Source organism: Sphingobium sp. LB126 (assembly GCF_002795205.1).
Classification (GTDB): Bacteria; Pseudomonadota; Alphaproteobacteria; order Sphingomonadales; family Sphingomonadaceae; genus Sphingobium; species Sphingobium chungbukense.
This window is the reverse complement of sequence record NZ_NETV01000005.1, coordinates 1-26,692: the sequence shown is the minus strand read 5'-3', so window position 1 is coordinate 26,692 and position 26,692 is coordinate 1. Positions and strand designations below refer to the sequence as shown.

General features: G+C 60.4%; 23 protein-coding genes, 1 tRNA gene and 29 pseudogenes. 28 read left to right on the top strand and 25 right to left on the bottom strand.

Features of this window, described 5'->3' with window-relative positions:
- Positions 1–136: 136 nt before the first annotated feature.
- The 3 genes from CAF53_RS25275 (at position 137) to CAF53_RS29165 (ending at position 1,855) form a co-directional block, all read left to right on the top strand.
- Entirely contained in the window at positions 137–688 is a 552-nt protein-coding gene (locus CAF53_RS25275; protein ID WP_004213210.1) for a recombinase family protein, read from the top strand.
- On the top strand, positions 685–1,470 hold the full coding sequence (locus tag CAF53_RS25270) for an SDR family NAD(P)-dependent oxidoreductase (protein ID WP_004213209.1): 786 nt from the start codon (positions 685–687) through the stop codon (positions 1,468–1,470). The genes CAF53_RS25275 and CAF53_RS25270 overlap by 4 nt, the downstream gene beginning before the upstream one ends.
- 109 nt (positions 1,471–1,579) lie before the next feature.
- The gene (locus tag CAF53_RS29165) at positions 1,580–1,855 is read left to right on the top strand and encodes an RES family NAD+ phosphorylase (RefSeq protein ID WP_100239967.1); all 276 of its coding nucleotides are present in this window, start codon (positions 1,580–1,582) and stop codon (positions 1,853–1,855) included.
- Positions 1,856–2,056: 201 nt separating this feature from the next.
- On the opposite strand, the gene CAF53_RS25260 is transcribed toward CAF53_RS29165, so the two are convergent.
- Positions 2,057–2,344 (bottom strand): WGR domain-containing protein, encoded by a 288-nt coding sequence (locus tag CAF53_RS25260; RefSeq protein WP_100239966.1) that lies wholly within the window; start codon positions 2,342–2,344, stop codon positions 2,057–2,059.
- Between the two features lie 148 nt (positions 2,345–2,492).
- Here CAF53_RS25260 and CAF53_RS25255 point away from each other — a divergent pair.
- A tRNA-Gly gene (locus tag CAF53_RS25255) sits at positions 2,493–2,566 on the top strand.
- A gap of 159 nt (positions 2,567–2,725) precedes the next feature.
- Here CAF53_RS25255 and CAF53_RS25250 read toward each other — a convergent pair.
- The 3 genes from CAF53_RS25250 to CAF53_RS25240 form a co-directional block, all read right to left on the bottom strand.
- On the bottom strand, positions 2,726–3,898 hold the full coding sequence (locus CAF53_RS25250) for a type II toxin-antitoxin system HipA family toxin (protein WP_242443655.1): 1,173 nt from the start codon (positions 3,896–3,898) through the stop codon (positions 2,726–2,728).
- A 122-nt stretch (positions 3,899–4,020) separates the two neighbouring features.
- Positions 4,021–4,368, bottom strand: a complete 348-nt coding sequence (locus tag CAF53_RS25245; RefSeq protein WP_100239965.1) for a helix-turn-helix transcriptional regulator — start codon at positions 4,366–4,368, stop codon at positions 4,021–4,023.
- 197 nt (positions 4,369–4,565) lie between these two features.
- Positions 4,566–5,135 (bottom strand): recombinase family protein, encoded by a 570-nt coding sequence (locus CAF53_RS25240; RefSeq protein WP_011607925.1) that lies wholly within the window; start codon positions 5,133–5,135, stop codon positions 4,566–4,568.
- Between the two features lie 140 nt (positions 5,136–5,275).
- On the opposite strand from CAF53_RS25240, the gene CAF53_RS25235 reads away from it, so the two are divergent.
- Complete coding sequence (locus tag CAF53_RS25235) at positions 5,276–8,245, top strand: Tn3 family transposase (RefSeq protein WP_100239964.1); 2,970 nt, start codon at positions 5,276–5,278, stop codon at positions 8,243–8,245.
- 60 nt (positions 8,246–8,305) lie between these two features.
- Here the strand turns inward: CAF53_RS25235 and CAF53_RS25230 are convergent.
- From CAF53_RS25230 to CAF53_RS25220, 3 genes and pseudogenes are all read right to left on the bottom strand, one after another.
- Positions 8,306–8,755: pseudogene (locus tag CAF53_RS25230) on the bottom strand (recombinase family protein); the annotation flags it as partial.
- Between the two features lie 127 nt (positions 8,756–8,882).
- Entirely contained in the window at positions 8,883–9,227 is a 345-nt protein-coding gene (locus CAF53_RS25225; RefSeq protein WP_100239963.1) for a type II toxin-antitoxin system VapC family toxin, read from the bottom strand.
- A 10-nt stretch (positions 9,228–9,237) separates the two neighbouring features.
- A protein-coding gene (locus CAF53_RS25220) for an IS5 family transposase (protein ID WP_100239962.1) occupies positions 9,238–9,995 on the bottom strand; the annotation gives its coding sequence in 2 pieces (ribosomal slippage) (positions 9,238–9,662 and positions 9,662–9,995; 759 coding nt in all).
- 46 nt (positions 9,996–10,041) lie between these two features.
- On the opposite strand from CAF53_RS25220, the gene CAF53_RS25215 reads away from it, so the two are divergent.
- Positions 10,042–10,835 (top strand): IS5 family transposase gene (locus CAF53_RS25215; RefSeq protein ID WP_206780928.1). Its coding sequence is split into 2 segments (ribosomal slippage): positions 10,042–10,747 and positions 10,747–10,835, totalling 795 coding nucleotides; the frame shifts between segments, so codons are not numbered across the junction.
- 17 nt (positions 10,836–10,852) lie between these two features.
- On the opposite strand, the gene CAF53_RS25210 is transcribed toward CAF53_RS25215, so the two are convergent.
- Positions 10,853–11,608, bottom strand: coding sequence for an SDR family oxidoreductase (locus CAF53_RS25210; RefSeq protein ID WP_100239961.1), 756 nt, complete (start codon positions 11,606–11,608; stop codon positions 10,853–10,855).
- A gap of 2,496 nt (positions 11,609–14,104) precedes the next feature.
- On the opposite strand from CAF53_RS25210, the pseudogene CAF53_RS25200 reads away from it, so the two are divergent.
- The 16 genes and pseudogenes from CAF53_RS25200 to CAF53_RS25165 all read left to right on the top strand — a co-directional run.
- Positions 14,105–14,425, top strand: a pseudogene (locus CAF53_RS25200) (transposase); the annotation flags it as partial.
- Between the two features lie 423 nt (positions 14,426–14,848).
- Positions 14,849–16,168 carry a Gfo/Idh/MocA family oxidoreductase gene (locus CAF53_RS25195; RefSeq protein ID WP_157801373.1) on the top strand — a complete coding sequence of 440 codons (1,320 nt, stop codon included), beginning with the start codon at positions 14,849–14,851 and terminating at the stop codon, positions 16,166–16,168.
- A 25-nt stretch (positions 16,169–16,193) separates the two neighbouring features.
- A pseudogene (locus CAF53_RS25190) lies at positions 16,194–17,230 on the top strand (aromatic ring-hydroxylating dioxygenase subunit alpha); the annotation flags it as partial.
- Position 17,231: 1 nt separating this feature from the next.
- Positions 17,232–17,274: pseudogene (locus CAF53_RS28680) on the top strand (hypothetical protein); the annotation flags it as partial.
- A 2-nt stretch (positions 17,275–17,276) separates the two neighbouring features.
- A pseudogene (locus CAF53_RS28675) lies at positions 17,277–17,389 on the top strand (hypothetical protein); the annotation flags it as partial.
- Position 17,390: 1 nt separating this feature from the next.
- Positions 17,391–17,519 (top strand): hypothetical protein (locus CAF53_RS28670; protein ID WP_242443665.1); only part of this gene is annotated, 129 nt, incomplete at its 5' end.
- A gap of 215 nt (positions 17,520–17,734) precedes the next feature.
- Positions 17,735–17,842, top strand: a pseudogene (locus CAF53_RS28655) (aromatic-ring-hydroxylating dioxygenase subunit beta); the annotation flags it as partial.
- 1 nt (position 17,843) lies between these two features.
- A partial coding sequence (locus CAF53_RS28650) for an aromatic-ring-hydroxylating dioxygenase subunit beta (protein WP_242443654.1) occupies positions 17,844–18,025 on the top strand: 182 nt, incomplete at its 5' end.
- A gap of 824 nt (positions 18,026–18,849) precedes the next feature.
- Positions 18,850–19,071, top strand: a pseudogene (locus CAF53_RS28645) (hypothetical protein); the annotation flags it as partial.
- 37 nt (positions 19,072–19,108) lie between these two features.
- Positions 19,109–19,172 (top strand): annotated as a pseudogene (locus CAF53_RS28635) (hypothetical protein); the annotation flags it as partial.
- A 22-nt stretch (positions 19,173–19,194) separates the two neighbouring features.
- Positions 19,195–19,239: pseudogene (locus CAF53_RS28625) on the top strand (hypothetical protein); the annotation flags it as partial.
- A gap of 1 nt (position 19,240) precedes the next feature.
- Positions 19,241–19,495 (top strand): annotated as a pseudogene (locus CAF53_RS28620) (2,3-dihydroxyphenylpropionate 1,2-dioxygenase); the annotation flags it as partial.
- 1 nt (position 19,496) lies between these two features.
- A pseudogene (locus CAF53_RS28615) lies at positions 19,497–19,637 on the top strand (hypothetical protein); the annotation flags it as partial.
- A 1-nt stretch (position 19,638) separates the two neighbouring features.
- Positions 19,639–19,707, top strand: a 69-nt coding sequence (locus CAF53_RS29160) for a hypothetical protein (RefSeq protein ID WP_277949231.1), incomplete at its 5' end; no start/stop codon positions are given.
- Positions 19,704–19,934 (top strand): hypothetical protein, encoded by a 231-nt coding sequence (locus CAF53_RS25170; protein ID WP_100239957.1) that lies wholly within the window; start codon positions 19,704–19,706, stop codon positions 19,932–19,934. The genes CAF53_RS29160 and CAF53_RS25170, both read left to right, overlap by 4 nt.
- Before the next feature lie 84 nt (positions 19,935–20,018).
- Positions 20,019–20,849, top strand: a complete 831-nt coding sequence (locus CAF53_RS25165) for an IS5 family transposase (protein ID WP_100239956.1) — start codon at positions 20,019–20,021, stop codon at positions 20,847–20,849.
- A gap of 161 nt (positions 20,850–21,010) precedes the next feature.
- Here the strand turns inward: CAF53_RS25165 and CAF53_RS28610 are convergent.
- The 17 genes and pseudogenes from CAF53_RS28610 to CAF53_RS28530 all read right to left on the bottom strand — a co-directional run.
- Positions 21,011–21,302: pseudogene (locus CAF53_RS28610) on the bottom strand (oxidoreductase C-terminal domain-containing protein); the annotation flags it as partial.
- A 1-nt stretch (position 21,303) separates the two neighbouring features.
- Positions 21,304–21,379 (bottom strand): annotated as a pseudogene (locus CAF53_RS28605) (hypothetical protein); the annotation flags it as partial.
- A 1-nt stretch (position 21,380) separates the two neighbouring features.
- A pseudogene (locus CAF53_RS28600) lies at positions 21,381–21,478 on the bottom strand (hypothetical protein); the annotation flags it as partial.
- Position 21,479: 1 nt separating this feature from the next.
- A pseudogene (locus tag CAF53_RS28595) lies at positions 21,480–21,744 on the bottom strand (FAD-dependent oxidoreductase); the annotation flags it as partial.
- Position 21,745: 1 nt separating this feature from the next.
- A pseudogene (locus tag CAF53_RS28590) lies at positions 21,746–21,961 on the bottom strand (NAD(P)/FAD-dependent oxidoreductase); the annotation flags it as partial.
- A gap of 1 nt (position 21,962) precedes the next feature.
- A partial coding sequence (locus tag CAF53_RS28585; protein WP_242443664.1) for an FAD-dependent oxidoreductase occupies positions 21,963–22,125 on the bottom strand: 163 nt, incomplete at its 3' end.
- A gap of 45 nt (positions 22,126–22,170) precedes the next feature.
- Positions 22,171–22,485 carry a 2Fe-2S iron-sulfur cluster-binding protein gene (locus CAF53_RS25155; protein ID WP_100239955.1) on the bottom strand — a complete coding sequence of 105 codons (315 nt, stop codon included), beginning with the start codon at positions 22,483–22,485 and terminating at the stop codon, positions 22,171–22,173.
- 81 nt (positions 22,486–22,566) lie between these two features.
- A pseudogene (locus CAF53_RS29155) lies at positions 22,567–22,621 on the bottom strand (hypothetical protein); the annotation flags it as partial.
- 18 nt (positions 22,622–22,639) lie between these two features.
- Positions 22,640–23,095, bottom strand: a pseudogene (locus CAF53_RS28580) (nicotinate-nucleotide diphosphorylase (carboxylating)); the annotation flags it as partial.
- Between the two features lies 1 nt (position 23,096).
- Positions 23,097–23,339, bottom strand: a pseudogene (locus CAF53_RS28575) (nicotinate-nucleotide diphosphorylase (carboxylating)); the annotation flags it as partial.
- A 108-nt stretch (positions 23,340–23,447) separates the two neighbouring features.
- On the bottom strand, positions 23,448–23,522 hold a 75-nt coding region (locus CAF53_RS29150; protein WP_277949230.1), incomplete at both ends, for a hypothetical protein.
- Positions 23,523–23,532: 10 nt separating this feature from the next.
- A pseudogene (locus tag CAF53_RS28570) lies at positions 23,533–23,798 on the bottom strand (MarR family transcriptional regulator); the annotation flags it as partial.
- 1 nt (position 23,799) lies between these two features.
- Positions 23,800–23,924: hypothetical protein (locus CAF53_RS28565; protein ID WP_242443663.1), on the bottom strand; the 125-nt coding region annotated here is incomplete at its 3' end.
- Between the two features lies 1 nt (position 23,925).
- Positions 23,926–24,012, bottom strand: a pseudogene (locus tag CAF53_RS28560) (hypothetical protein); the annotation flags it as partial.
- Position 24,013: 1 nt separating this feature from the next.
- Positions 24,014–24,297 (bottom strand): annotated as a pseudogene (locus tag CAF53_RS28555) (MarR family transcriptional regulator); the annotation flags it as partial.
- A gap of 1 nt (position 24,298) precedes the next feature.
- Positions 24,299–24,530 (bottom strand): annotated as a pseudogene (locus tag CAF53_RS28550) (MarR family transcriptional regulator); the annotation flags it as partial.
- A 76-nt stretch (positions 24,531–24,606) separates the two neighbouring features.
- The coding region (locus CAF53_RS28530; protein ID WP_277949229.1) for a hypothetical protein at positions 24,607–24,686 on the bottom strand (80 nt) is incomplete at its 3' end.
- Positions 24,687–24,895: 209 nt separating this feature from the next.
- Between CAF53_RS28530 and CAF53_RS29145 the strand changes: the two are divergent.
- From CAF53_RS29145 to CAF53_RS28500, 6 pseudogenes are all read left to right on the top strand, one after another.
- A pseudogene (locus tag CAF53_RS29145) lies at positions 24,896–25,017 on the top strand (hypothetical protein); the annotation flags it as partial.
- Position 25,018: 1 nt separating this feature from the next.
- Positions 25,019–25,374 (top strand): annotated as a pseudogene (locus tag CAF53_RS28520) (Gfo/Idh/MocA family oxidoreductase); the annotation flags it as partial.
- Position 25,375: 1 nt separating this feature from the next.
- Positions 25,376–25,439: pseudogene (locus CAF53_RS28515) on the top strand (hypothetical protein); the annotation flags it as partial.
- Between the two features lies 1 nt (position 25,440).
- A pseudogene (locus CAF53_RS28510) lies at positions 25,441–25,668 on the top strand (gfo/Idh/MocA family oxidoreductase); the annotation flags it as partial.
- Between the two features lie 423 nt (positions 25,669–26,091).
- Positions 26,092–26,418 (top strand): annotated as a pseudogene (locus CAF53_RS28505) (ABC transporter substrate-binding protein); the annotation flags it as partial.
- Between the two features lies 1 nt (position 26,419).
- Positions 26,420–26,692 (top strand): annotated as a pseudogene (locus CAF53_RS28500) (ABC transporter substrate-binding protein); the annotation flags it as partial.

The following is a 26,692-nucleotide window of genomic DNA, read 5'->3' as shown; positions in this document are numbered from 1 at the left end:
TCATCTCCTTCGCTTTGCGTGTCCGTCAGACGGTCCTCTGGCGGCCAACAGGAATATGTCCGTTAACTCTGGACCTGTAACGGCGATTCGGACAAGATCGCATAATGACGGGAAAACGGACAGGATCGGGCATCATGTGGCGCTGATCGGCTATGCGCGCGTCTCGACCGCAGACCAGAAGCTGTCGCTCCAGCTTGACGCGCTGAACACTGCCGGGTGCGACCGTATATTCGACGATCACGCATCCGGGGCAAAAGCCGATCGGCCTGGCCTAACCGAAGCGCTCGCCTATTTGCGCCCCGGCGACACGCTGGTGGTCTGGAAACTCGACCGCCTCGGCCGCTCGATGAGCCACCTGATCGAGAAGGTCGGCGAGCTTGCGGCGCGCGGCATCGGGTTCCGCTCACTCACCGAGAATATCGACACCACCACTTCGGGCGGCATGCTGGTGTTCAACATCTTCGGCTCGCTGGCCCAATTCGAGCGTGACCTGATCCGTGAACGCACTCATGCCGGCCTCAAGGCCGCACGCGAGCGGGGCAACAAGGGTGGTCGCCGGCCTGTCGTTACCCCCGACAAACTACGTAAAGCGCGGGCGCATATCGCAGCGGGCCTCACTGTTCGTGAGGCGGCGGCCCGGCTCAAGATCGGCAAAACCGCCCTATACAAGGCTCTGGAAAACGCGTGAAACCGCTGGCGATCAAGAACTCGTGGGTGCTGGTCACAGGGGCTTCGACCGGTTTGGGCAGAGCGTCCGCCCTCCGCTTGGCGGCATCGTACCAGGCCAAGCCCCTGATTGTTGGACGAAGGCTCGACAACTTGCGGGAGCTACAGACCGAAATTGACGAGCGGTTCAATGTGCCGTGCGAGATTATAGTGGCTGATCAACGTGAAATCGAGGGCAGGGAGAAAATCGCGGCTAAGGTTGCAGAATTGCAAGTAACAGCCGCTTTGTTGGTTGCCGGAATGACGAGCGTTGGTTCATTTGATGCAGGCCGTGCCGACACTTATGCCGAGGTAATTGAAACAAACATACTCGGTTTCACGGATTTGCTGGCTCGCCTGATTGCGATTTTCAGGGAGCAGCCGTTTGAATCCTCAGTAATCGCCGTGTCGAGCCTGGCGGGCGAAACATCCGTGCCCTTCCAAGCGGTCTACGGCGCGTCGAAAGCCTATGTGAGCACCCTCATGCGAGCGCTTTCCGTGGAGCTTGCCGGGACGGGAGTGAGTGTTGGGTCTTTTGCACCCGGTGGAATCGACACAGACATGGCTGCCCTCAGCGATTTGAAGTGGGGGAGGTTGGGTTTGATGGACGTTGACCGGTGCGCGGCCCATGCAGTCCACGCTCTGGTTTATCGGCAATCCTTCGCCATACCGGGGATGGGCAACCAGCTCACATATTTGGCGAGCAGGGTTCTACCTCGATCGTTGGTCAATCGGATTGCCGCCCTCCCATATCGGCGCCCGTAGGGCGGCACCACATAAAAGGGGCAGGAAAGCCTGCGAATAGCATCTGCTGGCATCGTACCGGATTTGTTCGCCCTTAGCGTGCAGATACGTCACTTTCGTGTAGTCACCCCTGGTAGGTGAGGATTACCGCGACATAAGAGGGCTACAGGGCGATCATTCAGATCATTACCGTCCCGACAGCTATGCCGCCGCGCAGCTCTTTGGCGCACAGGTCCGATCCGAAGGAAAAGCAGGCATCATCTTTGACAGCGTGCGGCGTCGAGGCGGCACCAACATGGTGGCCTTCATTCCGCCCCAGGTCACGAATGTCATGCAGACCGACCATTTCGAGATCAGCGTGGAAGCCAGGGCACGGGCCATCAACGTCCGCCGCCTGCGTCTTTAGAGGGCCTGCCCTCGCTCAGTCCGGCGACAGGCGAGCCGAAAATCGACCCGATCTGCTTTTTTTCGAGCCACACCATTTCAGGGATGCAGCGTATGGATGGCTTTCCGATATCCAGATAGTATCGTGAAGCTCATGCATAGAGGCGCGGGAATTCCACACTGGAGGGGCAGGCCTTTTTAGGCCCCCGGCGCGTTCACCGGATCAGGAGCTTTCAGCCCGCCGCGCCATAAGTTGGTACTCGACCCCAATCCGCTTTCTCGATCCGCGCCGTTTTCTAATGATCGCCCGGACATGGTGCCGCGCGGAGGGCGCGTCCGGGAAGCTGCGCCTTTGCCGCTGTCCCTTGGCGCCGATCCGTCCCCAGCAGGTTTCGACCACATAGTCGCCGAACAGGTCGACGCTCATCCAGATGCTATAGTCGCGCGCGATGTTATGGGCTGGGTCCAAGGCGCGCAGGTGGATCAGGCGGGAAGGAAATGCGTGCTCCATCGCCCTAGGATAGGCATAAGCGCCCTACCCGTCTTACGACTTGTCTGACTCAGTGCCGGTCCATTGATTCACCGCACCGATCAGCGGAACCGCAGCAGTTGGATATTGCAGAGCCTCCGAAAAGATGGCAGTGCGCATGGCCTGACGGGCGGGTATAGCTCAATGGTAGAGCACTAGCCTTCCAAGCTTGTGATGCGGGTTCGATCCCCGCTACCCGCTCCAGTCTGAATCCCGGTTTCCAATCCCGACAGCTTTCGCCTTCATCGGCAAGTCGCTGCGGCGTTGGCTATTTCACGATTGATGAAGCTGCCGCCGGGGATCGGCGACAAGGCGTGTAGCTGTCGAATGCACCCGCCATGATCCTTTTGGCCGATCGGTTAGTCAGGTTTTAGCTGCACCTCGCACTTCTTGAACCAGGGCCAGTGTTTTGAGCCGCGCGAGCAGCATGGCCGACCACTGCTCGCCCAGAAGATCGGCTGCCACCGTGGGCCAGATATCCAAAGCGCGTTCCACCGTCGCCTTGACCTCGCGAACGATCCACCTGGGGTCCACACGGAGAAAGCTCGCCACGCGTTCGAACCGGCGAAGGTTGACAGTATCGAAGCTGTGGGTGCCCACAAGCCGAAGGGCGAGCGTCTCGCGCGGCTGAAAAAGAACAGTCGGGACAATGTCATAGGCTGGCGACAAGCGGACCTGTCCTGGTTCGGGAAAACGAAACGACCAGTTTTTGAGGTGATTGTCGCCGTTGCCGATCAGCACATCGGCGACAATGCGGCGGATTGCCTCAAGGATGTCGGCGCGCCGGTCGGTACTGAAGCGGCTGATCATGTTGATGACGGTTTCGGTGGTCGCCATGGTATATTTGCGATCCCCGATTGCCCCGATGACCTGCCCCGCATCCTCGATGTGAATGCGCGTGTCGTCGGCTGCGCGATCGAACCGATCGACGACCAATACCCGCTCGCCGTGCGCGAGCATCTCGTCGGGCACGCCCGCAACAGCGGCACGTGGCATGAGCTGGCAAGTCGCTGTTTCGACTCCGATCTTGGCTGCCAGCGTCATTGCGCCATACTCGGCTTCCGGAAGTCCGCGATAGGTATCGCTCGCTACCTTGATGATGCAGCGGCCCGTGTCGCCCCGGGCGGGGAGCGTAAGCCGTTCCCCGTCGATATTGGCCGTGAATTTGAGCTGGACTCCGGCGAGGGAGAATTTGATCACCCCCTTGGGTTCGGCCGCCCGGAAGCCTTTTATCGATATCAGATCAAGAGGACCGGCGGAGGCTGGTGCGTCGGTCTCGGCCGTTACCAGCACGGCGCCAGGAAGGTCGGCGCCAAGCCGGGCGAGCACGTCGAACTGGTCATGATCCCCGGGCCCCATTTCGGTGAGCACCAGTTCGCGAAGCGCGCCTTCGGGAAGCAGCCCGGCGAACCAGGGCGGGATCGAGCCGTGCAAGCCGATCTTATCGCCACGGGCGGCAAGCCGATCGCGGGTGCCTGTGTCAGACGTGGGATCATGCCAGCTAAGGCTGAGTGTCGGTCGCGCCGCGTCGCGCATATAGGCTTCGGATACCGTGAAAGCGACCGCGCCATGGTATCGCGCGTAAGCGTCCCGATCTTCACTGGGCCAAGCTTTGCATCGAGCAGGTGAACGCCAAGGATCGCAGGAGCCTTCGCCATCTAGCGATCCTCCTCTTCGTCCTCACCAAGATCGACGAACAGCTCGTCGAACGTCGAGCGCACCGGTTGATTGAAGTCGATGCTCCGCGTGCCTTCGACCTGATCACGAATGGCGCTTGCTTGAGACCTTGGCACCAAGAGGGGCACCAGATCGAGTGCATCGCAGATTTCGGCGAATAGTGTCAGGCGGTCGCGGCCTTGGCGTCCGCCGATCAGATCACGTTCCAGCTCAGAAATGCGTGCGCGATCGCGACCAAGCCGCTGCGCCAAACCCAATTGGCTCATCGAGCGCCGCTCGCGCCAGCAGCGCAATTGATCCCCCAACAGGGAAAATACATCATTTCGCACGCGGAATTCCGCTCTATTGGTAGGTTATGTGCGGAATATCGCTACATATAGCCAAAAGATCAAGCGGAATTCCGCGCAGATGATAGCTATCGGCTATCTATAGGGTGGCTCTTTGAGGGCATAGCGTGGAAAGTACGCTAAACAACGCTAAGCGAGAACGCATGGCGAACGCTCGATGCGAACGGACGGGCGCTTAATCAGGCGGGCCGTTCGATTCCCATCCTACGCATTTCGCGATAAATGGTCGATCGGCCGATGCCGAGTTGCCGCGCTGCTTCGGTAGGCGAGATACGAGCTTCGACCAGCTTGATGGCCGCATCCACTTTGGACATGTCCAGCGGCTGACGGCCAGGCTGTTTGCCCTTAGCACGGGCGGCGGCAATACCATCTCTGGTTCGCTCAGAAATCAGCCGTCGCTCAAAATGGGCGATGGCCCCAAACACATGGAAGATGAGCTCGCCGGCAGCTGACGAAGTGTCGATCTTTTCTTCAAGGCTCAGGAGCGCGATGCCCTGACCGCGTAGCGTCTCAACCGTGGTGAGAAGTTCGGCAAGCGAGCGCCCAAGCCGATCGAGGCGGACCACCGCCAGCGTGTCACCCTTGCGGGCATAGGCGATTAGCTCAGCCAGACCGGGCCGTTCCATGCTCTTACCTGAAATGACATCGGTGAAGATTTTGATGGCGCCAGCCTTCTCCAGACGCATGGTCTGGCCCGCAACGTCCTGATCGCCGGTGCTGACGCGGGCATAGCCCAGAATATCACCCATGCCGCACGTCTCCCAAACGGTCGTTCTGTGGACGCTATGGAGGGCAGCCGCTGCGCCCCACCCATATCCGTCCACATACTATGTCTCTTTACTCCTCGCTGTCCATAGGCCCAGATGACCTTTTGTGGACAGGAAACGGCATGACGAAGCGCAAGCATCAACTCCTGACCGAGAGCGAACGCGATCAGATACTCGCCATCCCGACCGATCGCGACCATTTGGCCCGGCTCTATACCTTCGAGCCTTCCGATATCGAGATCATCGGCGCGCGACGGGAGCGACGGAACCAGTTGGGCGTGGCGCTGCAACTCGCGCTCCTGCGGCACCCGGGCATCACGCTTGCGCAGTTGATACAGGACAGGGGAGCAATACCCCATGATCTCGCCGCTTTCGTCGCGGAGCAACTTGGTCTGCACGTAACCGAGCTGGCCAACTATGCGGCGCGGGATCAGACAATTACGGATCATGCCCGTGAGCTGGCGGCGCGTTTGGGGCTTCGGGGGCCAACCCGCGCCGATATTCCCTTCATGGTCGAGGCGGCCGCGAGAACGGCATGGGCGACCGACAAGGGGATGACGATTGCGATGGGCGTGGTCACCGCCCTGCGCGAGGCCCGGATTTTGCTGCCGTCCATCTCCACCATCGAACGCGCCAGCAGCGCGGGACGTGCCCGCGCGCGCAAGCAGGCCGCCCACGCCCTGATCGCCGATCTCAGCGCCGAACAGGTCCAGGCCCTCGATCAGCTCTTCGACGCCGCCGGCGGCATGAGCCATCTCGCCTTGCTTAAGACCATCCCCGTCGCGGCCAAGCCCGATCACGTCCGCCAGATCCTCGACCGTCTGAGGCAGGTGCGGAAGATCGGCATTTCCCCCGACGTCGCGGGCCGCATCCACGCGGACCGATTTCGGCAATATGTCAGGGAAGGCCGTGCGTCGCCTGCCTATATGATCGAGCGCTATATTCCCTCCCGGCGACGCGCCACGCTCGTTGCCTTCCTGCTCGATCTTGAAGAACGGCTGACGGACAGCGCCCTGGAGATGGCGGACAAGCTGATCGGCGGCATCTTCACCCGCGCGAAGAACGCCCAGGCGCGCAGCTATGCCGCCACGTCGAAGAACGTGGCCCGGCTGATGCTGATCTTCCGCAGGACGATCGACGCGCTCACCGAAGCAGTCGATACTGGCGAAGATCCTATGGAGGTCCTGGATGCCTCAGTAGGATGGCACACCCTCCTGAAGGCCAGACCGGAAGTGGCGACGATCGCGGAAACCGCCAATCTTGATCCGCTGAGGGTCGCGGCCGACCGCTATGCGACGTTGCGCAAGTTCGCCCCTGATCTGCTTGAAGCGCTACAGTTCAGGGCCGGAAAGGGCAGCGCGAAAACGATTGCCGCTATCGAGATGCTGCGCGACCTCAATAGGTCGGGCAAGCGCGATCTGCCTGCCGACGCTCCGATGCCCTTCCGCAAGGAATGGCAGAAAATTGTCATGGGCGATGACGGCAAGATCAATCGGCGGCTCTGGGAAATCGCGACTATCGCGCATCTGCGCAACAAGCTGCGCTCCGGTGATGTCTGGGTGGAACGATCGACGGGATACCGCCAGTTCGACAGCTACCTGCTAAGCGAACCGAAGGCCAAGCCGATCGTGTCGGCTCTTGGTCTGCCACCCACAGCCGGCGAATGGCTCGAACAGCGGGGCCGCGAACTGGACTGGCGGCTGAAGAAATTCGCCCGGAGCCTGAAGCGCGACGCTCTGGAGGGTGTGCGATACCGCGACGGCCGCCTCCAGATATCCCCCGTTCGCACGATCGCAACGCCCGACGCCGAAGCCCTGGCCGACCGGCTCGATGCGATGATGCCACGCATCCGTATCACCGAACTGCTACATGAGGTGGCGCAGGAAACTGGCTTTCTTTCGGCGTTCACCAACCTGCGCACCGGCGAGCTATGTCCCAATGAAAATGCGCTGCTCGCCACGATCCTCGCCGACGCCACCAATCTCGGCCTGTCGCGCATGGCCGCCGCGAGCCAGGGCGTCACGCGCGATCAACTCCTATGGACCCATGACGCCTATATCCGCGACGAGAGCTACCGCGCGGCGCTCGCCGTCCTCATCAACGCGCACCACCGCCTGCCATTCTCGCGGGTATGGGGCGACGGCACAACGTCCAGTTCCGATGGTCAGTTCTTCAGGGGCGCGAAGCGCGGCGCATCGGGCGGCGACATCAACGCGCGCTATGGCGTCGATCATGGCTTCAGCTTCTACACCCATGTTTCCGATCAGCGCGGGCCCTACCACGTCAATGTGATCTCGGCCGCCACGCATGAAGCGCCCTATGTCCTCGACGGCCTCATCAGCCATGGCACCGATCTCAGGATCGTCGAGCATTACACCGACACCGGCGGAGCGACCGATCATGTCTTCGCCCTGTGCGCGATGCTGGGATTTCGCTTCTGCCCGCGCCTGCGCGACTTTCCGGACAGGCGGCTTGCGCCGATCGCGCCGGTTTCGGCCTATCCGTCCATCGCCCCGTTGTTGGGCAAGCGTATCCGCACCGACATCATCAATGAACAATGGGACGACGTGCTGCGCCTCGTGGGGTCGATCAAGGCTGGCCACGTCGCGCCGTCGGTCATGCTGCGAAAGCTCGCCGCCTACGAACGGCAGAACCAGCTCGACGTCGCACTACAGGAGATCGGCAAGATCGAACGGACCCTGTTCATGCTGGACTGGCTTGAAAATCCCGATCTGCGCCGGCGATGCCATGCCGGCCTTAACAACAGCGAGCAGCGCCATGCCCTGACGCAAGCGATCTACACCTTCCGCCAGGGCCGCATCATCGACCGCAGCCATGAAGCTCAACAATATCGGGCATCAGGCCTCAACCTAGTCATCGCGGCGATCGTCTATTGGAACACGATCTACATGGCCGACGCCGCCCAGCATCTGCGATCGGCAGCGGCCCCGGTCCCCGATGATCTGCTTGTCCATACGTCGCCGGTTGGCTGGGAGCATATTGCCTTTTCCGGCGATTTCCTCTGGGATCGAGCCGCCGCTTCCGCTGGCCGCAAGGCCCTCAATCTTCCGCCGGACAGCCGCGCCGCCTAAGCGTTCCTCGGTTGTTCTCCCTTAGCGTTGTTTAGCGTACCTTCCACGCTATGCCCTCATACGGCCGCGGGCACGCCCTGCCGCCAGGCCGGCCCGGGTACGTTCGCCGATAAGATGCCGCTCAAAGTCGGCGAGACTGGCGAAGATATTGAACACCAGCTTGCCCGATGCCGTGGTCGTGTCGATCGCCTCGGTGACGCTCTCGAACGCGATGCCGCGGCTTGCCAGCTCATTCACCGTCGCGATCAGGTCCGGCAGCGATCGGCCAAGCCGGTCGAGCCGCCATACCACCAGCGTGTCGCCGGCGCGTAACGCCTTCATTGCCTGCGCCAGTTCGGGCCGGTCGGCGTGCTGGCCGGATGCATGCTCCGAATAGATCGGCTCGCATCCCTTGGCGCGCAGCACGTCGAGTTGGGGGGCGAGGTCCTGGTCGGCGGTGGACACGCGCGCATATCCGATCCGGCGTGTGCCAGCCTGGCCGGGCAGGGGGGTAGCAGCCATGTTCAACATTCAACCTACGGCAGGGGTTTTCTGATCGTAGTTTCTCGCACGGGTTGTTGAACAGTTCAACGCCGCAAAAGGCCAGCTTTTCTGCTGCCGCCGGCAGTGTTCAGAAAACGGCCGTTTTCTGAACAGATCAGGCGGCGGTGGATGCTGGCTCGTCACCTGGCGGGTGGATTACGTCTAGCCCCGGAAAGTATCTCAGGAAGTCGTCCTGATTGGTCGTAACCAATGGCGCACCCTCGGCTTCGGCAAGCGCGCCGATCAAGAAATCGGGAAGCACGTTGGTTTTGGCAGGCTCGCCCGGGCCCCGCTTCTTTTTACGATAAGCCTTATATGCCTGCCCCGCCTTGAATAGGGCATCATCACTACTGCGGAGGCGCTCAAGCGCCCAAGCTGCTATAGCTGCATCCGTATCCTCACGGGAGGCCATACCCGCTGAAAGCTCGCTATATACAATGTCCGCAATGACTAGGGTCATGACTCGTTGATCACAGCCAGAAGATGACGGTTGCAGCGAGGACGATGGCGGAGAAGAAGGCCGTAGGGCAGCGATCGTAGCGGGTGGCGACGCGGCGCCAGTCTTTGAGGCGGCCGAACATGATCTCGATGCGGCTGCGGCGCCGATAGCGGCGCTTATCGTACCGGACGGGCTCGTTGCGCGACCTGCGGCCTGGGATGCAAGGCTGGATGCCCTTGGCCTGAAGAGCGTCCCTGAACCAGTCGGCGTCGTAGCCGCGGTCGCCGAGCAGCCACTGCGCTTTTGGCAGGTCGTCCAGCAGCGCGGCCGCACCGGTGTAGTCGCTGACCTGACCGGCGGTCATGAAGAAGCTCAAGGGGCGACCGTTCGCGTCGGCGAGGGCATGGAGCTTGGTGTTCATGCCGCCTTTCGTGCGTCCGATCAGGCGGCCGAGATCCCCCTTTTTACCCGCAGGCTCGATGCCGTGCGGTGCGCCTTCAGGTAGGTCGCGTCGATCATCACCGTTTTGGGTTCGGCGCCCACCGCAGCCAGACCTTCCATGATGCGCGTGAACACGCCTGCCTCACCCCAGCGCTTCCAGCGGTTGTACAGCGTCTTGTGCGGGCCGTACGCGCCAGGAGCATCGCGCCAGCGCAGCCCGTTGCGGTTGACGAACACGATGCCGCTCAGCATCCGCCGGTCATCCACTCGAGGCTTGCCGTGGCTCTTCGGAAAGAACGGCCGCAGCCGCTCCATCTGCTCATCCGTTAGCCAAAACAGGTCGCTCATCCCGGTCTCCTCGCGGAGCCTGAATCAGATCGCGACGCTCATATCAATGGGTCCTGACCCTAGCGATATGACGGATCGGGAGTGGACGTTGGCAGCGCCGTTCATCCCTGGGGCCAAGCGGGGAGGTCGGCGCCGGGCAACGGACATGCGCGAAGTCCTGAACGCCTTGCTCTACATCGCGGCGAGCGGTTGTGCCTGGCGGCTTCTGCCCAAATGCTTCCCGCCAGTCTCGACGGTCCAGCGCTATTTCTACGCCTGGCGCAACGCTGGTCTGCTCGAGGCGATGAACACGGTGCTGGTCATGAACCTGCGCGAGATTGAAGGACGCGAGGCAAGCCCAAGTGCCGGTGTGGTCGACAACCAGTCGGTCAAAACCACCGAAAGCGGCGGCCCTTGCGGCTACGACGCGGGCAAGAAGATCAAAGGCCGCAAGCGGCACATCCTGACCGACACCTGCGGCTTCCTCATCTTCATTCTCGTGCATACCGCCGATATTCAGGACCGCGATGGCGCGGCCGATGTCCTCAAGGCTGTGCGGCAGCGCTTCCCCTGGTTGCGCCATGTTTTTGCCGATGGCGGCTATGCGGGCGACAAACTCCGCGATGCCATCGCTGGATCGGGGCAATGGACGATCGAAATCATCAAACGGTCGGATAAGGCCAACGGCTTCAAGGTCCTCCCGCGCCGCTGGGTAGTCGAGCGAACCTTTGCATGGCTCGGCCGATGCCGCCGTCTTGCTAAGGACTGGAAACAACCATTGCCTCGTCCACCACATGGGCAACAATCGCCTCCATCCGCATGCTCACCCGCAGAACGGCAAGGTATTGCTATGTTTGGTGAACTTCCGAGTCAGGCTCTCAGATGGCGCGGTAGCCGCCATCAACCGGGATCATCGCGCCGGTGACAAAGGAGGCGGCGTCAGACAGCAGCCATTTGACCGCTTCGCCCACTTCCGGAGGTTTGCCGAAACGGCCAATCGGGTGGTGCTCCAGCAGCTTGCCAAATCCCGCTGCAAAGTCGGGATGCTCGATCGCCCGGTCAATCATCGGCGTGCGGATGATGCCGGGCAGGACTGCATTTACGCGGATTCCCCGAACGCCGTAATCGATCGCGGCGGCTCTCGTGAGACCCGTCACGCCATGCTTGGCCGTTACATATTCCGCAGCGTTCGGAATCGCGACCTCGCCCAATGCCGACGCGGTGTTGACGATTGCGCCGCCGCCGTTTTCAAGCATCGCCGTGATTTCGTGTTTCAGGCACAGGAAGATGCCTGTCAGGTCTATTCTGATCGCGCGGTCCCATTGGTCGATGCTCAGCTCATGGAGGGGCACATTGGCCTGTTCCAGACCGGCATTGTTGAAAGCACCGTCCAACCGTCCGTAACGCTCGACGGTCTCACTGACCAGCGCGGCAACCTCTGGTTCTGATCCGACATCAGCTCTGATGAAATGGCCAGTACCCCCGGCACTGCGAATTGCCTCGACCGTGTCCGCGCCGTTTGCGTCGATGTCACTTGCGACGACATTCGCGCCCGCAGCTCCGAGGATAAGCGCTGTCGCGCGGCCGATTCCGCCCGCCGCTCCGGTTACGATGATCGTCCGATTCTCGAGCATTTTGCCTCCATACTCGCCACGTGAAACATACTCGCCACGTGAAACCCGCCATCGACTGCCGGGGATGGCAGGTATATCTGCCATTTTCCGGTGCCAGCGGCAAGGTATTTACTTCTATGAAAAGCCTATTGCATAGCGTTCGGCAGAATACTACCAGATAGAAGAAAATCGAGAATCGAGAACCGTGATGAGCGGTCTGCGATCTTTGGGAGGATGAGAGATGTTGACCCGGAACCTTTTGCAGACGCCGGCTTTAGCCGCACTCCTGGCTGGCGGAGCGCAGGCGGCCACGCCCGATCCCGTGCTGCGGGACACGTCGGCGCAGTCGCAAAGCGATACGGCTGCAACCGACGACGGTCGCGGACTCGCGGATATTGTTGTCACAGCGCAAAAGCGCGGAGAATCGCTCCAGAAGACTTCTGCGGCCGTCACATCAGTAGGCGGAGAATCGCTGGTCGTCGCAGGCATAACCGATCTCAGAGCCGCCCAGATGCTGGTGCCGTCAGCCCGTTTCCAGCAGCAGAATGCCGCAACCGAGGTCTATATCCGTGGCGTCGGCTCGACGCTGGATTACCCGCAGGTGGAACCATCGGCCTCGTTCAACTTCAATGGCATCTATATCCCGCGTGAAGCGGCCGCCGTGCCATTGTTCGATGTTGATCGGCTGGAAGTCCTGCCGGGACCGCAGGGCACGCTCTATGGTCGCAGTTCGCTCGGCGGCGCCATAAACGTCAGTTTCAAGCGCCCAACACGCGAGTATGAGACCAATGTTGTCGGCGAGGCTGGAAATTTTGGCCTTTTTCACGGAACAATCGTCCAGAACCTCCCGATCGGCGACAATATTGCGATACGTGGCGGTCTCGATTACATTCGAAACACTGGCTATGAGACCTCCGGCGCGGATTCGAAGGATGATTTCGCAGCTCGCCTTTCAGCGCTTTATGAGCCGAACGCCGATTTCACGGCCTATGTCTGGGGGTATTATGTTACCAAGAACGGGAACTCGCCCAACCTGCTGACCAAGGGCGTCGATCCGGTGACNGGAGGCTTTTCTCCGGACACCTATCTGAACAGCAATCCATGGAACGACCTTCGCAGCCCGCAGATCATGGCGCTTCCGGCGAACCCTTTGCTGCCTCCTCCGTCCGTCCCTTTTGCCCGCAAAACCGACTATGACAACTATACCCTCGGCGCGCAGTTCGACGTGAAGCTCNGGGACGAGCTCACCCTTACATACATTCCGTCTTATCTCGATATGGATGTGTCTTCCGACTATTTCCTCGGTGCCTATCCGGGCAACAAGACTGATCATTTCGATCAGCAGACGCACGAACTGCGTCTTGCGGGCGACGGCGAACGGCTGAAGTGGATCGTTGGCGCATATGCCTATCGCGTTCACAGCCACGGGACGTTCNTTTTCGATTCCCTCCCGATCAGCATTGTCGATACTCACCGGCTGCAGGGCGTTGCCGCCTTCGGGCAGGCGACGCTCAGCATCGCCGACAGCTTCAGGCTCATCGCGGGCGGGCGGTTCAGCTATGACGACCGTATTGGCACCGGGCGCGCCGGACTTGCGTTGACGCCTTATGCCTATGCCCGCAATTTCAAGCGCGCTGATTTCAAGCTGGGTGTCGAATATGATGCCGGCCCGCGGACGCTCCTCTATGCTACCCTGCAGACCGGATACCAGCCGGGCACGTTCAACGCGTTTCCGAGCTCGCCGGCCGCAGACAACGAAGTGCGGTCGGCCAAGCTCACCGCGCTACACCTGGGTTTCAAGACGCGGCTCTTCGACAATCGCCTCCAGATAAACAGCGAGGCCTTCTACTATGATTACCGCGACCTGTTCGCCTCGGCCTACAACACCGTGCTTAATACCAACCAGACCTTCAACGCAGCAAAGGTGGAGATCTACGGCAACCAGCTGGATATTCTCTTCCGTCCGACCAGCGACGACCAGCTGAGTCTTTCGGTCGGGTATCTCCATGCGCGCAACAAGAGCTTCGATCTGCCGCCGGGAATCGTTTTTCCGGGGATGCCCACCAANNATGACGGCCTGCAGCTGCAATATGCGCCGGATTGGACGATCAGCGCCGGGTATCACCACGACTTCCAGCTGGCGCGCGGTTACATCCGGGCCCAAGCCTACTCGCGTTTCGAGAGCAGCNTTTTTCGCGGACTTCAACCACACCCCGGGTGGCAGGCAAAAGCCGTATACCAAGACCGATGCCTCATTGACCTATTTTGCGGAAAATGGCCGATGGAATGCCGGCGTGTNGGTGAAGAACATCGAGGACGAGCCGGTTCAGGCGGGAACTGCGGGCGGCAGCAATCAGCCATTCGTACCTATTGCGGCCTCCACGTTCCTGGAGCCGCCGCGCACCTTTGGGGTACGTGTCGGCTTGAACCTCTAGCCTTTGCGCTAAGAGCCCGACCCAAAAGTTGTTGAGCAATACCAGTCCATGCCATTGATCACTCCATCTCTCGCAGGATGCCCGAGTCTTCCGCTCGGGCCGCCAATTCGCCGCCTGGCTCGGCCTCGTGCCCAAGCAGCACTCCTCAGGTGGCAAGGAGCGCATGGGAGCCATCTCCAAGATGGGAGATCGCTACCTGCGCCACCTCCTCGTCTTCGGCGCCACCGCCGTCATCCGCTACACCCGGCGCAAGGCAACCACCGTCAGCATTTGGGCGGACCGGCTGCTTGAGCGCAAACCAGCAAGGCTGGTGACCGTCGCCGTCGCCAACAAGATGGCGCGGATCGCCTGGGCGGTGATGGCGCGGGAGGAGAATTATCGCGCGGCGCCGGCGATCGCCTGACACTCGCGCGCAACCAGTTTTAGCAGGAGAGAACGACACGCGTGATGCTGATCCGGTCAAGCCGGGGATCGGGAAACCTGCGTGATTCAGCGCGCTCCGAGCGCGTCACAGTGATGAGGACCGATCCACCGACACCATCATGGCCAGCGGCCCCTCGCGCCGCGCGAAAAGGCCGAACACATGAATGAACCTGACCAGGCCAGCCGCACGCGTCAACTTCCCCTTGCCCAACGAGGGTCGTCCACACATGAATCACATCGGCATGGCTTTTTCAACAGCCCCGCTCGACATGGTCCGCACAAACGGTGGCGATGGAAGCTGAATCTATCAGCGTATGGCGGTTCTTTGGTGCTAGACATCGCCTGCACGGGTCAGTATTAATACTTCTGTATAAAAGTGAAAAACGAGTGACGAGCTCGTTCTGTGGCAGGAAAGAGGATTGACATGTCTGTATTGACCCAAGCCGGACACGCTGAGCTCGACTGCGCAACGGACAAGATTCTACGGATCGGAATCGTCGGCCTCGGACAGGCATCCGGCCTGGTGCTCAACTGGGAGCGGCAGGACATACGTACTCTTCCGATACGCTTCACGGCCGCTTGCGATCTTCGCGAAGATGCACTCGCGCAATTTGCCAAGGAGTATGATGCCGAAGTCTATACCGACGTCGAGGCCATGTGCCGCAGCACAAACGTCGATGCGGTTTACATATCCTCGCCGCACGAGCTGCACCTTGAGCACACCCTGATCGCTGCGCGGAACGGCAAGCACGTCCTGTGCGAAAAGCCGCTCTCGCTTTCGGTGGAAGAGGTTGATGCCATGATCGCGGCATGCGACAAGCACGGTGTCCACCTGATTGCGGCGCACAGCCACGCGATGGACGCCCCCATCCGGGCGATGCGCGAGGTGATTGCAAGCGGGCGGCTCGGCCCCGTCCGGCATATCAATGCGCTGAACTATAATTTCTTCAACGCGCAGCCATGGCCGACCCGCGAGCTCCAGATGTGGCACGGCGATCTCTACAATCAGGGGCCGCACCAGATGGACATCATCCGCTATCTCGGCGGCGGGGTCGTGAAATCGGTGCGCGCGCACACATGGTGGGACCACCTGCGCAATGTCGAAGGCGGGTATTCGGCTTATATCGAGTTTGCCAACGGTGCAGCTGCCAACGCCCTGTTCGACTGGCGCGGCTATTTTGACAGCACTTGCTATACGTTCAATGCGAGCGAAGGCGGGTGGGCTCAGGATCCGGGATCGGGCTGGTTCTTGCGGGGCAACATGAAAAAGCTGCTCGCCGAGAAATCGCCGGAGGACGCGGAAGCGGAATTGTGGAAGCTCAAGAACGACCTGCGGTACGGCGGCGTCAACGAAAATGAATCGTTCCAGCGCTGGGGATATGCGCCGGTCACGCCGGGTTTCGAACCCTTTGCCGAACCCGTGCAGCCCTTTTTCGGCCTGATCATCGTTGCCTGCGACCGCGGCATCATCCGTCAGTCGCTCGAGGGCCTCTATATCCACGACGACAATGGCGTGGAGGAAGTCGTGGTGACGGGCCATTCGGGCCGGGCGGCGGAATTCATGCAGGTCTATGACGCGATGTTCAACGACACGCCGAGCTTTCACGACGGACGGTGGGGCAAGGGTACGGTCGAGCTCTGCCAGGCGATCGAAGAGTCGGCTAGGGAAGGCCGTCCTATCGACCTCAAACACCAGGTTGCAGTCGGCGACGAGCCAACCTAACACGAACCGCATTACGGAGATCATCATGGCCACAGCCCTCATGAACCACCCCGAGATCGAGACCGACGATCTACACCGGCTCGTCGATCCGGCCCGCGGCATCGTGAACAGCCGCGTGTTCAATGATCCGGAGATCTACCAGCGCGAACTGACCCAGATCTTCATGAAGACCTGGACCTATGTCGGTCACGAGGCTCAGATTCCAAACGTCGGCGATTATGTGACCGCATTCATCGGCGAGGATAGCGTTATTGTTTCGCGAGGCAGGGGTGGCGACATCAATGTGTTGCTCAATTCCTGTCGGCATCGCGGCCTTGCCGTCTGCTCGTCGGATCGTGGCAATGCCAGCCTGTTCCGATGTCCCTATCACGGCTGGACCTATGGGCGTGACGGCGCGCTTCTGGGTGTCCCCAAGATGCAGGAGGCCTATCACAACGAGCTCGACAAGGCGTCGCACGGCCTCGTCCGTGTGCCACGTGTCGAGATCTATCGTGGTTTTATCTTCGCCAACTGGGACTATGGTGCCGTTTCGCTCGAGGACTATCTCGGTCGCGACATGCTCTGGTATCTCGACATTCCGATGGTCGGGGCCCTTGGCGATCTGGTCCCGATCGGCCCCGTGATGAAGTTTCGCATGAAGACCAACTGGAAGCTCGCCTCGGAGAATTTCGCGGGCGACGACTATCACGTGCTATCGACGCACGGTGCGGCATTCCGCATCGGCTTCCTGCCGGACTATGACCATCTCGCCGACTACACCGCAAACTTTGACCATGGCCACGGCATGGGCGATATTCCAAAGCCCGGCCGAGCGATCGAGAACGATCGGGGCATGGCCCAGATGTTCGGTCCGGACGCTGCGGCCTATGTTGAGGCGTTCAATGCGCGCGTCCGCGAGCACCTTTCCGAAAGGCAGGCGGACATCCACGGAATCGGCGAGGGCAATATCTTCCCGAACCTTTCATGGATCAAGTTCGGATGCTTTCATGCCTTTGGCCTTCTGCAATGGCTGCCAAAAGGGCCCAATGAAGTGGAAGTGTGGCAGACGACCTTCTTTGATTCNGGGGCCCCGCAGAGCGTGAAGGACTATGCCAGGTCGCAGATGTNNCAGGAAAATGCTGCCGCAGGTATTTTCGGGCAGGATGACGGCGAGAATTTCGAACGGATCAGCGAGGTGCTTCGCGGGGCCGTCTGCGGAAAGCAGGATCTGCACTATGCAATNGGTCTTGGTCACGAGGATGAAATGAAGGTCGAGGGGCTGCCTGGGCGATTGGGGCCGCACTACACCGAAGCCAACCACCGCAATTTTTACCGCTATTGGCTCCAGCTGATGACCGGACGGGAGGGCTGAAATGGGCGAATATCTGCTTGAGATCCGGCCAGGGGTCGAAGCCTTTCTGTTCCATGAAGCGCTGTTGCTCGATGATCTGCGCTTCGACGAATGGCTTGAGCTTTTTACGGACGAAGCACGCTACTGGATGNCGATCGCCGAGACGNCTCGACTATGACCAGAGCCGCGTTTCCGCGGAGGGTGAATGGGCACTGGTTGAGGAGACTAANGCATTCATGGCCAAGCGGCTGGAGCGCATGAAGAGCGGTATGGCGTTCTCCGAACAGCCACGTTCACGCACCCGGCACTATGTGTCCAATGTCCTTGTGACCGCCGGCGAGGGCNGGACTGTGATCGCACGTTCGAACATCCTCGTCTTTCAAGGCCGCCGCGACAGAAAGGGCGAGTTCTTCGCAGGCTATCGGCTCGACTCCCTGGTCCGCGATGACAGCAGTTGGTTGATCACGGAGCGGCGCGTGTTTCTCGATCAGCGGGTCCTTCCGCGCGCGCTGTCGGTGTTCCTGTGAGCGCCAGCTTCTCGGGCGAGGTCATAGGGGCCGAGACGCGTTTCACCGACGTGGGCGGCCATCGCACCCGAAGCGTCGTTGCNGGACAAGGCGCTCCGGTCATCCTGCTACACGGCATAACCGGCCACGCCGAAACGTNGATCCGCAACATTGTACCGCTTTCTGCCCACCATCAGGTCCACGCACTCGACATGCTGGGCCACGGCCTCACCGCAAAGNCCCGACATTTCCTATTCGATCGCGTCGCTGGGCGAGCACGTCCTTGCGTATGTGGATGCCATAGGCGCGCCTTCAGCGATTATTGTCGGGCAGTCGCTNGGCGGCTNGGGTCGGANGCTGGATCGCGGTCAATCACCCGGATCGGGTACNGGGCTATGCCTGCGTCACCGGTGCGGGGCTGGAGGTGTCGGCAGACGCCGACGCGCTGACCCAAAAGATCGGTGCCAAGGTCGCCAGTGCCACCGCCAGTGCGATCAGCGCGCCGACACGCCAGAGCGTGCGCGCCAGGCTCGAATGGCTTATGCATGACGCCAGTGTCGTGACCGATGAACTCGTTGAAGCGCGCTACAGAATCTATGCCGACCCCGCGTTCATGGCGATTTCAGACAGGATGGTCGGCGAGCTCACCGGANGCGGAGCCTGGACCCTGACCCGCGAACGGCTTGCCGCCATTGCGTGTCCGGCGTTGGTCCTCTGGACACGGCAAAACCCGACTATGCCTTGGGAGGTGGGGTACGAAGCAAGCCGCATAATTCCCGGCGCTTCATGGTATCTGATGGANGACGCAGGCCATTGGCCGCAGTTCGAAAAGCCCGCCGAGTTCAATGGCGTGCTCCTCAATTTCCTTCGTCGGCTCTAGATCGACCATGGCGCACCTAGTCGCTGGCTATGCAACATCGCACACCGGGATGATGATCCGCACCTTCGACCGGGAGGATCCTGTACAGGCCAGGGTTCATCGGGCGTTCGGGCAGCTTCGCGAGGAAATCGCAACCCTTGCTCCTGACGTGATCGTCATGGTCAGCAGCGATCATCTCAACAGCTTCNTTTACGATTGCTATCCGCAGTTCTGCGTCGCCCTCNGTAAGGAATCCCAAGGCTGGGGTGATGCCGGTGTGGCCGCGAGGAGCGTTCCGATCGCCGGCGANTTTTCGCAGCACCTGCTTGANTGCGGAATCATCGAAGGATTTGACCTGGCGTGGGCAGTGGAGCCTNAACTCGATCACGGCTTCTTGTGCCCACTGAGCCTGTTGACGCCAGAGTTCGATATTCCGGTCGTTCCGTTATTCATGAACTCCAGCACACCCCCTCTCCCAACGTTTCAGCGCTGTGCCGCGCTGGGCGCGATGATCGGTCGCGCGATCGAGGCGCGGGAAAGCGACGAGCGCGTTGTGTTGCTGGCAGGCGGCGGCTTGTCGCACTGGGTCGCGACGCCCGAGATGGGAAAAGTCAATCCAGTCTTTGATCGTTNGTTCCTTGATTGCTTGGTGCGGGGCGACCTTGATGCTGTGACCGCGCTCGACACTGACGATGTGGGCAGGCAGGCCGGAAATGGCGGTCAGGAGATCCGGAACTGGATCACGGCGATAGCGGCTTGCAACGGTCGAGCCGANGTACTGTGCTATGAGCCGGTTACCCGATGGGGAACCGGGATTGCCCTTGCGAGATTGAGCGCCGCATGAACCTTGCGCTTGACCGACTGCTTCGAAAAGTCGCCCGCGATGCGTCGCTGCTCGACGGACTCGACGCGGACACAGCCAGAGGCGGCATCGAGGAGGGCGATATCGCAGCTCTGCTGGCCCGCGACCTGCCAGCCCTATCTGCGCGCGGTGCTCATCCGCTTCTGATCATGCAGTTCGCCGGCGCCTTGCATATCGAGGCGATGGCGTCGCTCCGGCGAGAGGGCTGAGCAACCTCAGAGCCCGACCCAAAAGTTGTTGAGCGATACCAGCATGTTGTGATTCAAGCCGTCCTGCGAGAGATGGAGTGATCAATGGCATGGACTGGTATTGCCCGGCAGGAGCATAGCCGGAAAGGCTTGCGCTATTCTAGCGATATGACGGATCGGGAGTGGGCGTTGGCAGCGCCGTTCATCCCTGGGGCCAAGCGGGGAGGTCGGCGCCGGGCAACGGACATGCGCGAAGTCCTGAACGCCTTGCTCTACATCGCGGCGAGCGGTTGTGCCTGGCGGCTTCTGCCCAAATGCTTCCCGCCAGTCTCGACGGTCCAGCGCTATTTCTACGCCTGGCGCAACGCTGGTCTGCTCGAGGCGATGAACACGGTGCTGGTCATGAACCTGCGCGAGATTGAAGGACGCGAGGCAAGCCCAAGTGCCGGTGTGGTCGACAACCAGTCGGTCAAAACCACCGAAAGCGGCGGCCCTTGCGGCTACGATGCTGGCAAGAAGATCAAGGGACGCAAGCGGCACATCGTGACCGATACCGATGGCAATCTCGTGCATGCCGTGATCCATACTGCCGACGTCCAGGACCGCGATGGCGCGCCGCTCGTGCTGGCCGAGATCATCCGGCGCTTCCCGTGGTTACGGCATGTCTTCGCCGATGGCGGATACGCCGGTGACAAGCTGCGGCAAGCGCTGCGCAAGATCGGCAAGAGCAGGTGGTCCATCGAAATTATCAAGCGGTCCGACCGCGCCAAAGGCTTCGAGGTCTTGCCCAGACGCTGGGTCGTTGAGCAAACCTTTGCCTGGCTCGGTCGCAACCGGCGTCTCGCCAAAGACTTCGAGCAAACCATTGCCTCAGCAACCGCTTGGCTGTTTATCGCATTGATACAGTTCTTCATAAGCCGCATCGCAAGACCATGAAATTACGACGGATAATTATCAATTAGACTCTAACAGACAGCCGCGTCACGTAGCGAGTGTTTTGAGAGGAATTTCACAGTTCGAAAGTCGGGATTTGTCGGGAGTGGCGTGGACGAGAACAAGTGCCTTGCCCTGCACATAATCCTTTACCGAATTGACGNCAGTCGAGAGCGATGACCCTGCCCTGGTTGAGATACACCAAGGTGAAGCTGCGGTTCGCCGGATCACCCCGCATGACGATATCGTCATATCCCAGGTTGAGGCCGATCGTCTGGAGTTTGAGATCATACTGGTTCGACCAGAACCACGGAACGGAATGATAGGGCGTGGGTTCGCCCATGATATGTTTCACCGCAATGATCGCCTGGTCGTTGGCATTCTGCACCGATTCCAAGCGAATCTTCTGGGTACTTGCAAAGGGGTTGGCATGGATTGCGCAATCGCCGATCGCATNAATGTCCGGCAGCGAGGTTCGGCAAAATTGGTCAACCTCCACGCCGTTGACGCCCGCAGCGCCTGCCGTCGCCAACNGTTCAACGGCCGGAACAATCCCAATCCCAACAACGACCATGTCGGCGGACAATATCGAGCCATCCGCCATGCGAACGCCCGATACCCATCCATCTTTANCGATCAGGCAATCCATTTGGGCATTCAAACGGATGTCGACGCCATGCGCCTGATGTTCCGCCTCGTAAAAACGGGACAATGGTTCGCCCGCCACCCGCGCCAGGACACGATCCATGGCCTCGAGCACCGTCACATGTTTGCCGATCTTGGCAAGCACCGCCGCAGCCTCCAAACCGATATAGCCGCCGCCGATTACCACGATGTTCCGCGCTCGAATTGTTTCGGCGAGCATCCTGTCGGCGTCAGCCCGAGTACGCACGCTATGNACGCCCCTGAGATTACTGCCGGAGCAACTCAAGCGGCGCGGCGCGCCGCCTGTCGCCCAGATGAGCTTACCATAGCCGAGGTGGGCTCCATCCGAGAGCGCAATGCGATGCTCCGCGGGGTGGACCGCCGCAACGCGTCGCCCAAGCAATAGCTCGATATTCCGCTCCGGCCAGAAAGTCGGCGGCCGGATCAAAATCCTTTCGAAGCTTTTCTCGNCCGAGAAATATTCCTTCGAGAGCGGCGGGCGTTCATAGGGAGGATCCGGTTCGTCGCCCAGTAGTGCTACGCTTCCCGCGAACTTAAGTTGACGCAATGCGAGCGCAGCCTGAGCACCTCCGTGCCCGGCTCCGACAATAAGTACATCGTAACGCATCTGCATGGGATAACAATTTCCTTGCGACCGGCAGTCGCTATTCGTGGCGAACTAGTCTTCTGGCGCGATGGTGACGCTAACACCGTCAAGAGTATCCGAAATCGGAACCTGGCAGGATAAGCGAGATCCTGCACAGCGCTGCTCGGACGAGTCCAAGAGATCATCCTCATCGGAGCCAATGGGCGGCAAGCGATCGAGAAATGCTTCTTCAACGTGGACATGACTAGTCGCACAGGAGCAACACCCGCCGCACAATGCCAATAGCTCGTCGATGCCTGCTTCGCGGATCACTTCCAGCAAAGTGGTTGCGCCATTTGGCGCGATAGTCACGCGCTCACCGGTGCGCGTTGTGACGATAATTTCCATTTGCCCTCTGTTTCCGACTATCTATTTACCGATGTTCTGCAAGCAGTCNGGGAGTGTTTGCTCACTGCAGAGCGGCAGCCCTCATGAGGAAAGCGCGTAATCCAACCCGATATCGGCGGCCGGCGCACTCTGCGTTNTGCGGCCCACAGACACNAAATCGACCCCGGTTAAAGCGATCTCTCTGATCGTTTCGAGACGCACCCCGCCCGATGCCTCTATGGGTACCCGTCCGCCGACAAGAGCGACGGCCTGCTTGAGCAAGGCGGGGGACATGTTGTCGCAAAGCAGGCGATCAGCGCCTGCTGCAAGAGCAGGCTCGATCTGCTCAAGTGTGTCGACCTCGACCTGTACTTCCAGCCCGGTATTGGCGGCCTTCGCTGCCTTGACGGCCTCCACGATGCTACCAGCGGCGGCGATGTGATTATCCTTGATAAGGATGCCGTCGTCGAGACGCATGCGATGATTGCGTGCGCCACCTACCCTAGCGGCGTATTTCTCAATCGTTCGCAGACCTGGAATTGTCTTGCGCGTGTCGAGAAGTACGCAATCCGTGCCCGCAACCGCTTCTGCATAGGTACGGGTCATCGTCGCAATTCCGGTAAGGTGCTGGNGCGTATTGAGAGCCGAACGCTCAGCTGCGAGCATCGGCTGGGCATTTCCCTCGATGCGCATAAGCGGCTGGCCGACGCCGGCCGCGTCGCCATCCTGCACCAGCAATTCTATGTCCACATCCGGGTCAAGCTTGCGGAAAAAGGCATCCGCCAGCTGAAGTCCGGCGACCACCACCGGTTGGCGAGCCGCCAAAATGGCGGAAAAGCGCGCGCTCGCGGGGATCGCCACGCGTGTCGTGATGTNCCCGCTCCCCATATCCTCGCTCAATACAGACTCGACNAAATTATCGAGTTGCTGCGGATTCAGCCCCGCGGTGGTTGGCAAATCGCACATCAGGAAGCGGCATCCGNCATCGCGTCGACCTCTTCATCGTTACTGACGGAACCCGCCAATTGCTTCTCTTCCTCGGAGACGTTGATCAACCGNCAATTATANCCCTTGGGCACCAGGCCTTCAAATGACTTGAGCTTGGCCAAGGGAACACGCGGTTCGATCGCTCCGATGGCAGGCTCCCCTTTTTGCACGGCCTGGGCAGCTCGGTACATTTGCGTGCGGAAGGTGAAGATGGCCTTGTCGCTGGAACCCAACAAATCCTCGCTACGATCCGCGATCGCCCCCATTGACTCCCACATCGCCATATCCTGGCAGGGGATGCCGTAGATTCCCGTAAAATCACCAGCCTTCATCAAGGCGCGATCCTGNAGATAGTTATTCTCGGCGGTCCGCACCTTCTTGTAGGTGATAGGCTCGACATCCTTGCCGATTTCCGCGCCGCAGAACTTGCGCCAGGCATCCTGGCTGATGCCTTTGGTCGGGTGCCATGCGATNCAGTAGAACATGGTGTTCACGTCATCGATCGGAACCAGCATCTGCGACAGATTATATTGGTCGTTGGGCGGAATGTGGACCGTATATNGCGCCTGAAACAGCGTCATGCGGACATAGTCCTGCTTGTCCGGATCGACGATCGCCTTGCGAATGGCGACATAGCGGAAGCCGAACGGCGTTTTCTGCACCTCAATGCGAGGCGACTTGTCAGCCGACGGACGCAGCCAGGCAGAATCCGTTGCCATGGACCCGCTGACTTCGGATGCGGTCGGCATGTTCGACGAATGCAGGCTCGAGCTGTGCGCGGAATCGATCGATCCTTCCAGGATCTGCGCCCAGTTGCATGCCCCGTGCATCTTAACGATGCTGATCNTCTCGGCAGGGGCGGCCGACCAGTTGGGCGGGCTGAACGGGATCACGTTCTCGGGATCACCCATCCATACCCAGACGAAGCCAGCCGACTCGACGACCGGATAAGCTTTCGTCTTCATCGTGCTGCGCAGTTTCGCATCGGTCGGCTCGGAAGACATATCGACAGCGTTGCCAGCCACGTCGAACTTCCAGCCATGGTACAGACAGCGAAGGCCGCACTCCTCGTTGCGCCCNAAAACGAGCGAAGNCCGGCGGTGGGGACACAGCTCATCAAGCGCGCCGATGCGANCTTCAGTGTCACGGAACACNACAATGTTCTCGCCCAGCAAGCGAACGCGCAATGGCGTGCCATCGGGTTCGGCCACTTCCTCGATCATGCAGGCAGGCATCCAGTGCTGCCGCATCAGCTTCCCCATCNGGGCTTNACCTTCCANACGACAAAGCAGATCATTTTGCCCCNGAGTCATTAGCTACCCTCCTTTTTTGGCTTGGCACGAGGACGAAACACTCTACGTGCGTCCTTGCCGCTACTTCTATATTGTAGTAGTGGCTTTTTCAAGCTCTTATCGTTCGGGATAAAGGGAGCGGCGGAATACGAATGAACACGAACGCGTTGCGACTAGGAATCGTTGGGCTTGGCCGCGGCTTCATGCTCACCCTGCCCGCCTTGAAAGCCGATCCTCGCGTGGCGTTTGCCGGAGCATTCGATCTGCGGGACGANGNGCGGGTGCGCTTCGCGGTCGAGTTCGGAGTCCCCGCATTCGAAACGCTCGACGCCCTCCTGCGTTCGCCTGATATCGACGCCGTTTATATCGCGACGCCGCATGAGTTGCATGCCGAGCAGGTGATCGCCGCGCTCCGAGCGGGCAAGCACGTGCTGGTTGAAAAGCCGATGGCGACGTCGCTTGCCGACTGTGCGCGTATGGAACGAGCGTCAGCGGAAGCGGGCAAGGTGCTCGTGGTAGGACCAAGCCACGGTTTTGACGCGCCCGTCCAGGTCGCCGCGGAACTGGTCGCGTCCGGCAAGTACGGTGCGGTGCGCATGGTCACGGCGTTAAACTTCACCGACTTCATATTNCGCCCCCGACGGTCCGAAGAACTGGATAGCGATCGCGGTGGCGGTGTCGTCTACAGCCAGGCAGNCCATCATATCGATGTCGTGCGCCGTCTTGTGGGCCTACCCGTCACATCCGTGCGCGCCGTCGCCGCCAACTGGGACAGCAGCCGCTCTAGTGAGGGAGCCTATACGGCACTGATGACCTTCGCCGCTGGTGCCGTGGCGTCGCTCACCTACAGCGGATATGCCCATTATGACAGCGACGAGCTCCTTGGATGGATATCCGAGCTTGGCTATGACAAGGATCCAGCCCGNNATGGCGAGGCTCGCAAAAACCTTGCCGCGCTTTCGTCGCAGGATGAAATTGAAGCCAAGCTGAGGCGCACATATGGTGCCCCGGATGCGTCCGCAAATGATGCGCTGGCGCGATATCATGAGCATTTCGGTTTTATCCTCCTCAGCTGCGAGCGAGCGGACCTGAAACTGTCGCCCAAGGGTCTTTCGATCTACGGCGATGCCGAACGTGAATTCCTGCCCATCGCACCGCCGGAGCTGCCGCGCAAGGAGGTCATCGACGAGTTCGTGGGTGCCTGCCTGGGAACCCGTCGCCCCATCCATGANNNCCGCTNGGGGTTTGATACCATAGCCTGTTGCGTAGCGCTCCTCGAATCGAGCCGACGGCGGACGGACGTAGCGCCGAACCGACTTCTCGACACTCTATCGGAGAAATTGTAAAAATGGCCAGACTGAGCCTTTCCCTCGCTTGTTGGGGCTATGACCGGACCGAAGCCCTGCAGACGGGTGCAGTGCGGCCGGACGGTATCGATCTCAACTTCCAGGTCTTGGATGTCGAGGAAACCTTCTTCCGCATGCTGCGCAATCGGGAATTCGACGTCGCCGAACTGTCGATGTCGTCCTATTGCGTTACTCTGGGGCGGGAGAATCCCGGTTTCATCGCCATTCCCGTCTTCCCTTCGCGCTTCTTCCGCCATTCCTGCATCTTCGTGTCGGCCAAGAGTGGTATCGAAAAGCCCGAGGATCTCGTTGGCAAGCGGATCGGCGTGNCCGAATATCAAATGACCGCGCCAGTCTGGATCCGTGGGATTCTGCAGGACGAATATGGCGTGGATCCCGCCTCTGTCACCTACGTCACCGGCGGCGAGGAAGAGCCGGGACGCGAGGAGAAGCTGAAGCTCAATCTCCCCGAGAAGTTCAAGGTGCAACCGATCGGGCCGACCCAGACGTTGACGCGCATGCTGGCTGACGGCGAGATCGATGCACTGCACGCAGCGCGCGCGCCATCGACCTTCTATTCGGAACCTGACAAGGTCAGGCGCC

Coding starts and splice junctions, on each gene's coding strand:
- CAF53_RS25260 (WP_100239966.1), bottom strand. CDS start 2,344: ATGGAGCACGCATTTCCTTCCCGCCTGATCCACCTGCGCGCCTTGGAC.
- CAF53_RS25250 (WP_242443655.1), bottom strand. CDS start 3,898: ATGCGCGACGCGGCGCGACCGACACTCAGCCTTAGCTGGCATGATCCC.
- CAF53_RS25240 (WP_011607925.1), bottom strand. CDS start 5,135: ATGGGTGATATTCTGGGCTATGCCCGCGTCAGCACCGGCGATCAGGAC.
- CAF53_RS25235 (WP_100239964.1), top strand. CDS start 5,276: ATGACGAAGCGCAAGCATCAACTCCTGACCGAGAGCGAACGCGATCAG.
- CAF53_RS25225 (WP_100239963.1), bottom strand. CDS start 9,227: ATGACCCTAGTCATTGCGGACATTGTATATAGCGAGCTTTCAGCGGGT.
- CAF53_RS25210 (WP_100239961.1), bottom strand. CDS start 11,608: ATGCTCGAGAATCGGACGATCATCGTAACCGGAGCGGCGGGCGGAATC.
- CAF53_RS25170 (WP_100239957.1), top strand. CDS start 19,704: ATGAACCTTGCGCTTGACCGACTGCTTCGAAAAGTCGCCCGCGATGCG.
- CAF53_RS25165 (WP_100239956.1), top strand. CDS start 20,019: ATGGCATGGACTGGTATTGCCCGGCAGGAGCATAGCCGGAAAGGCTTG.
- CAF53_RS25155 (WP_100239955.1), bottom strand. CDS start 22,485: ATGGAAATTATCGTCACAACGCGCACCGGTGAGCGCGTGACTATCGCG.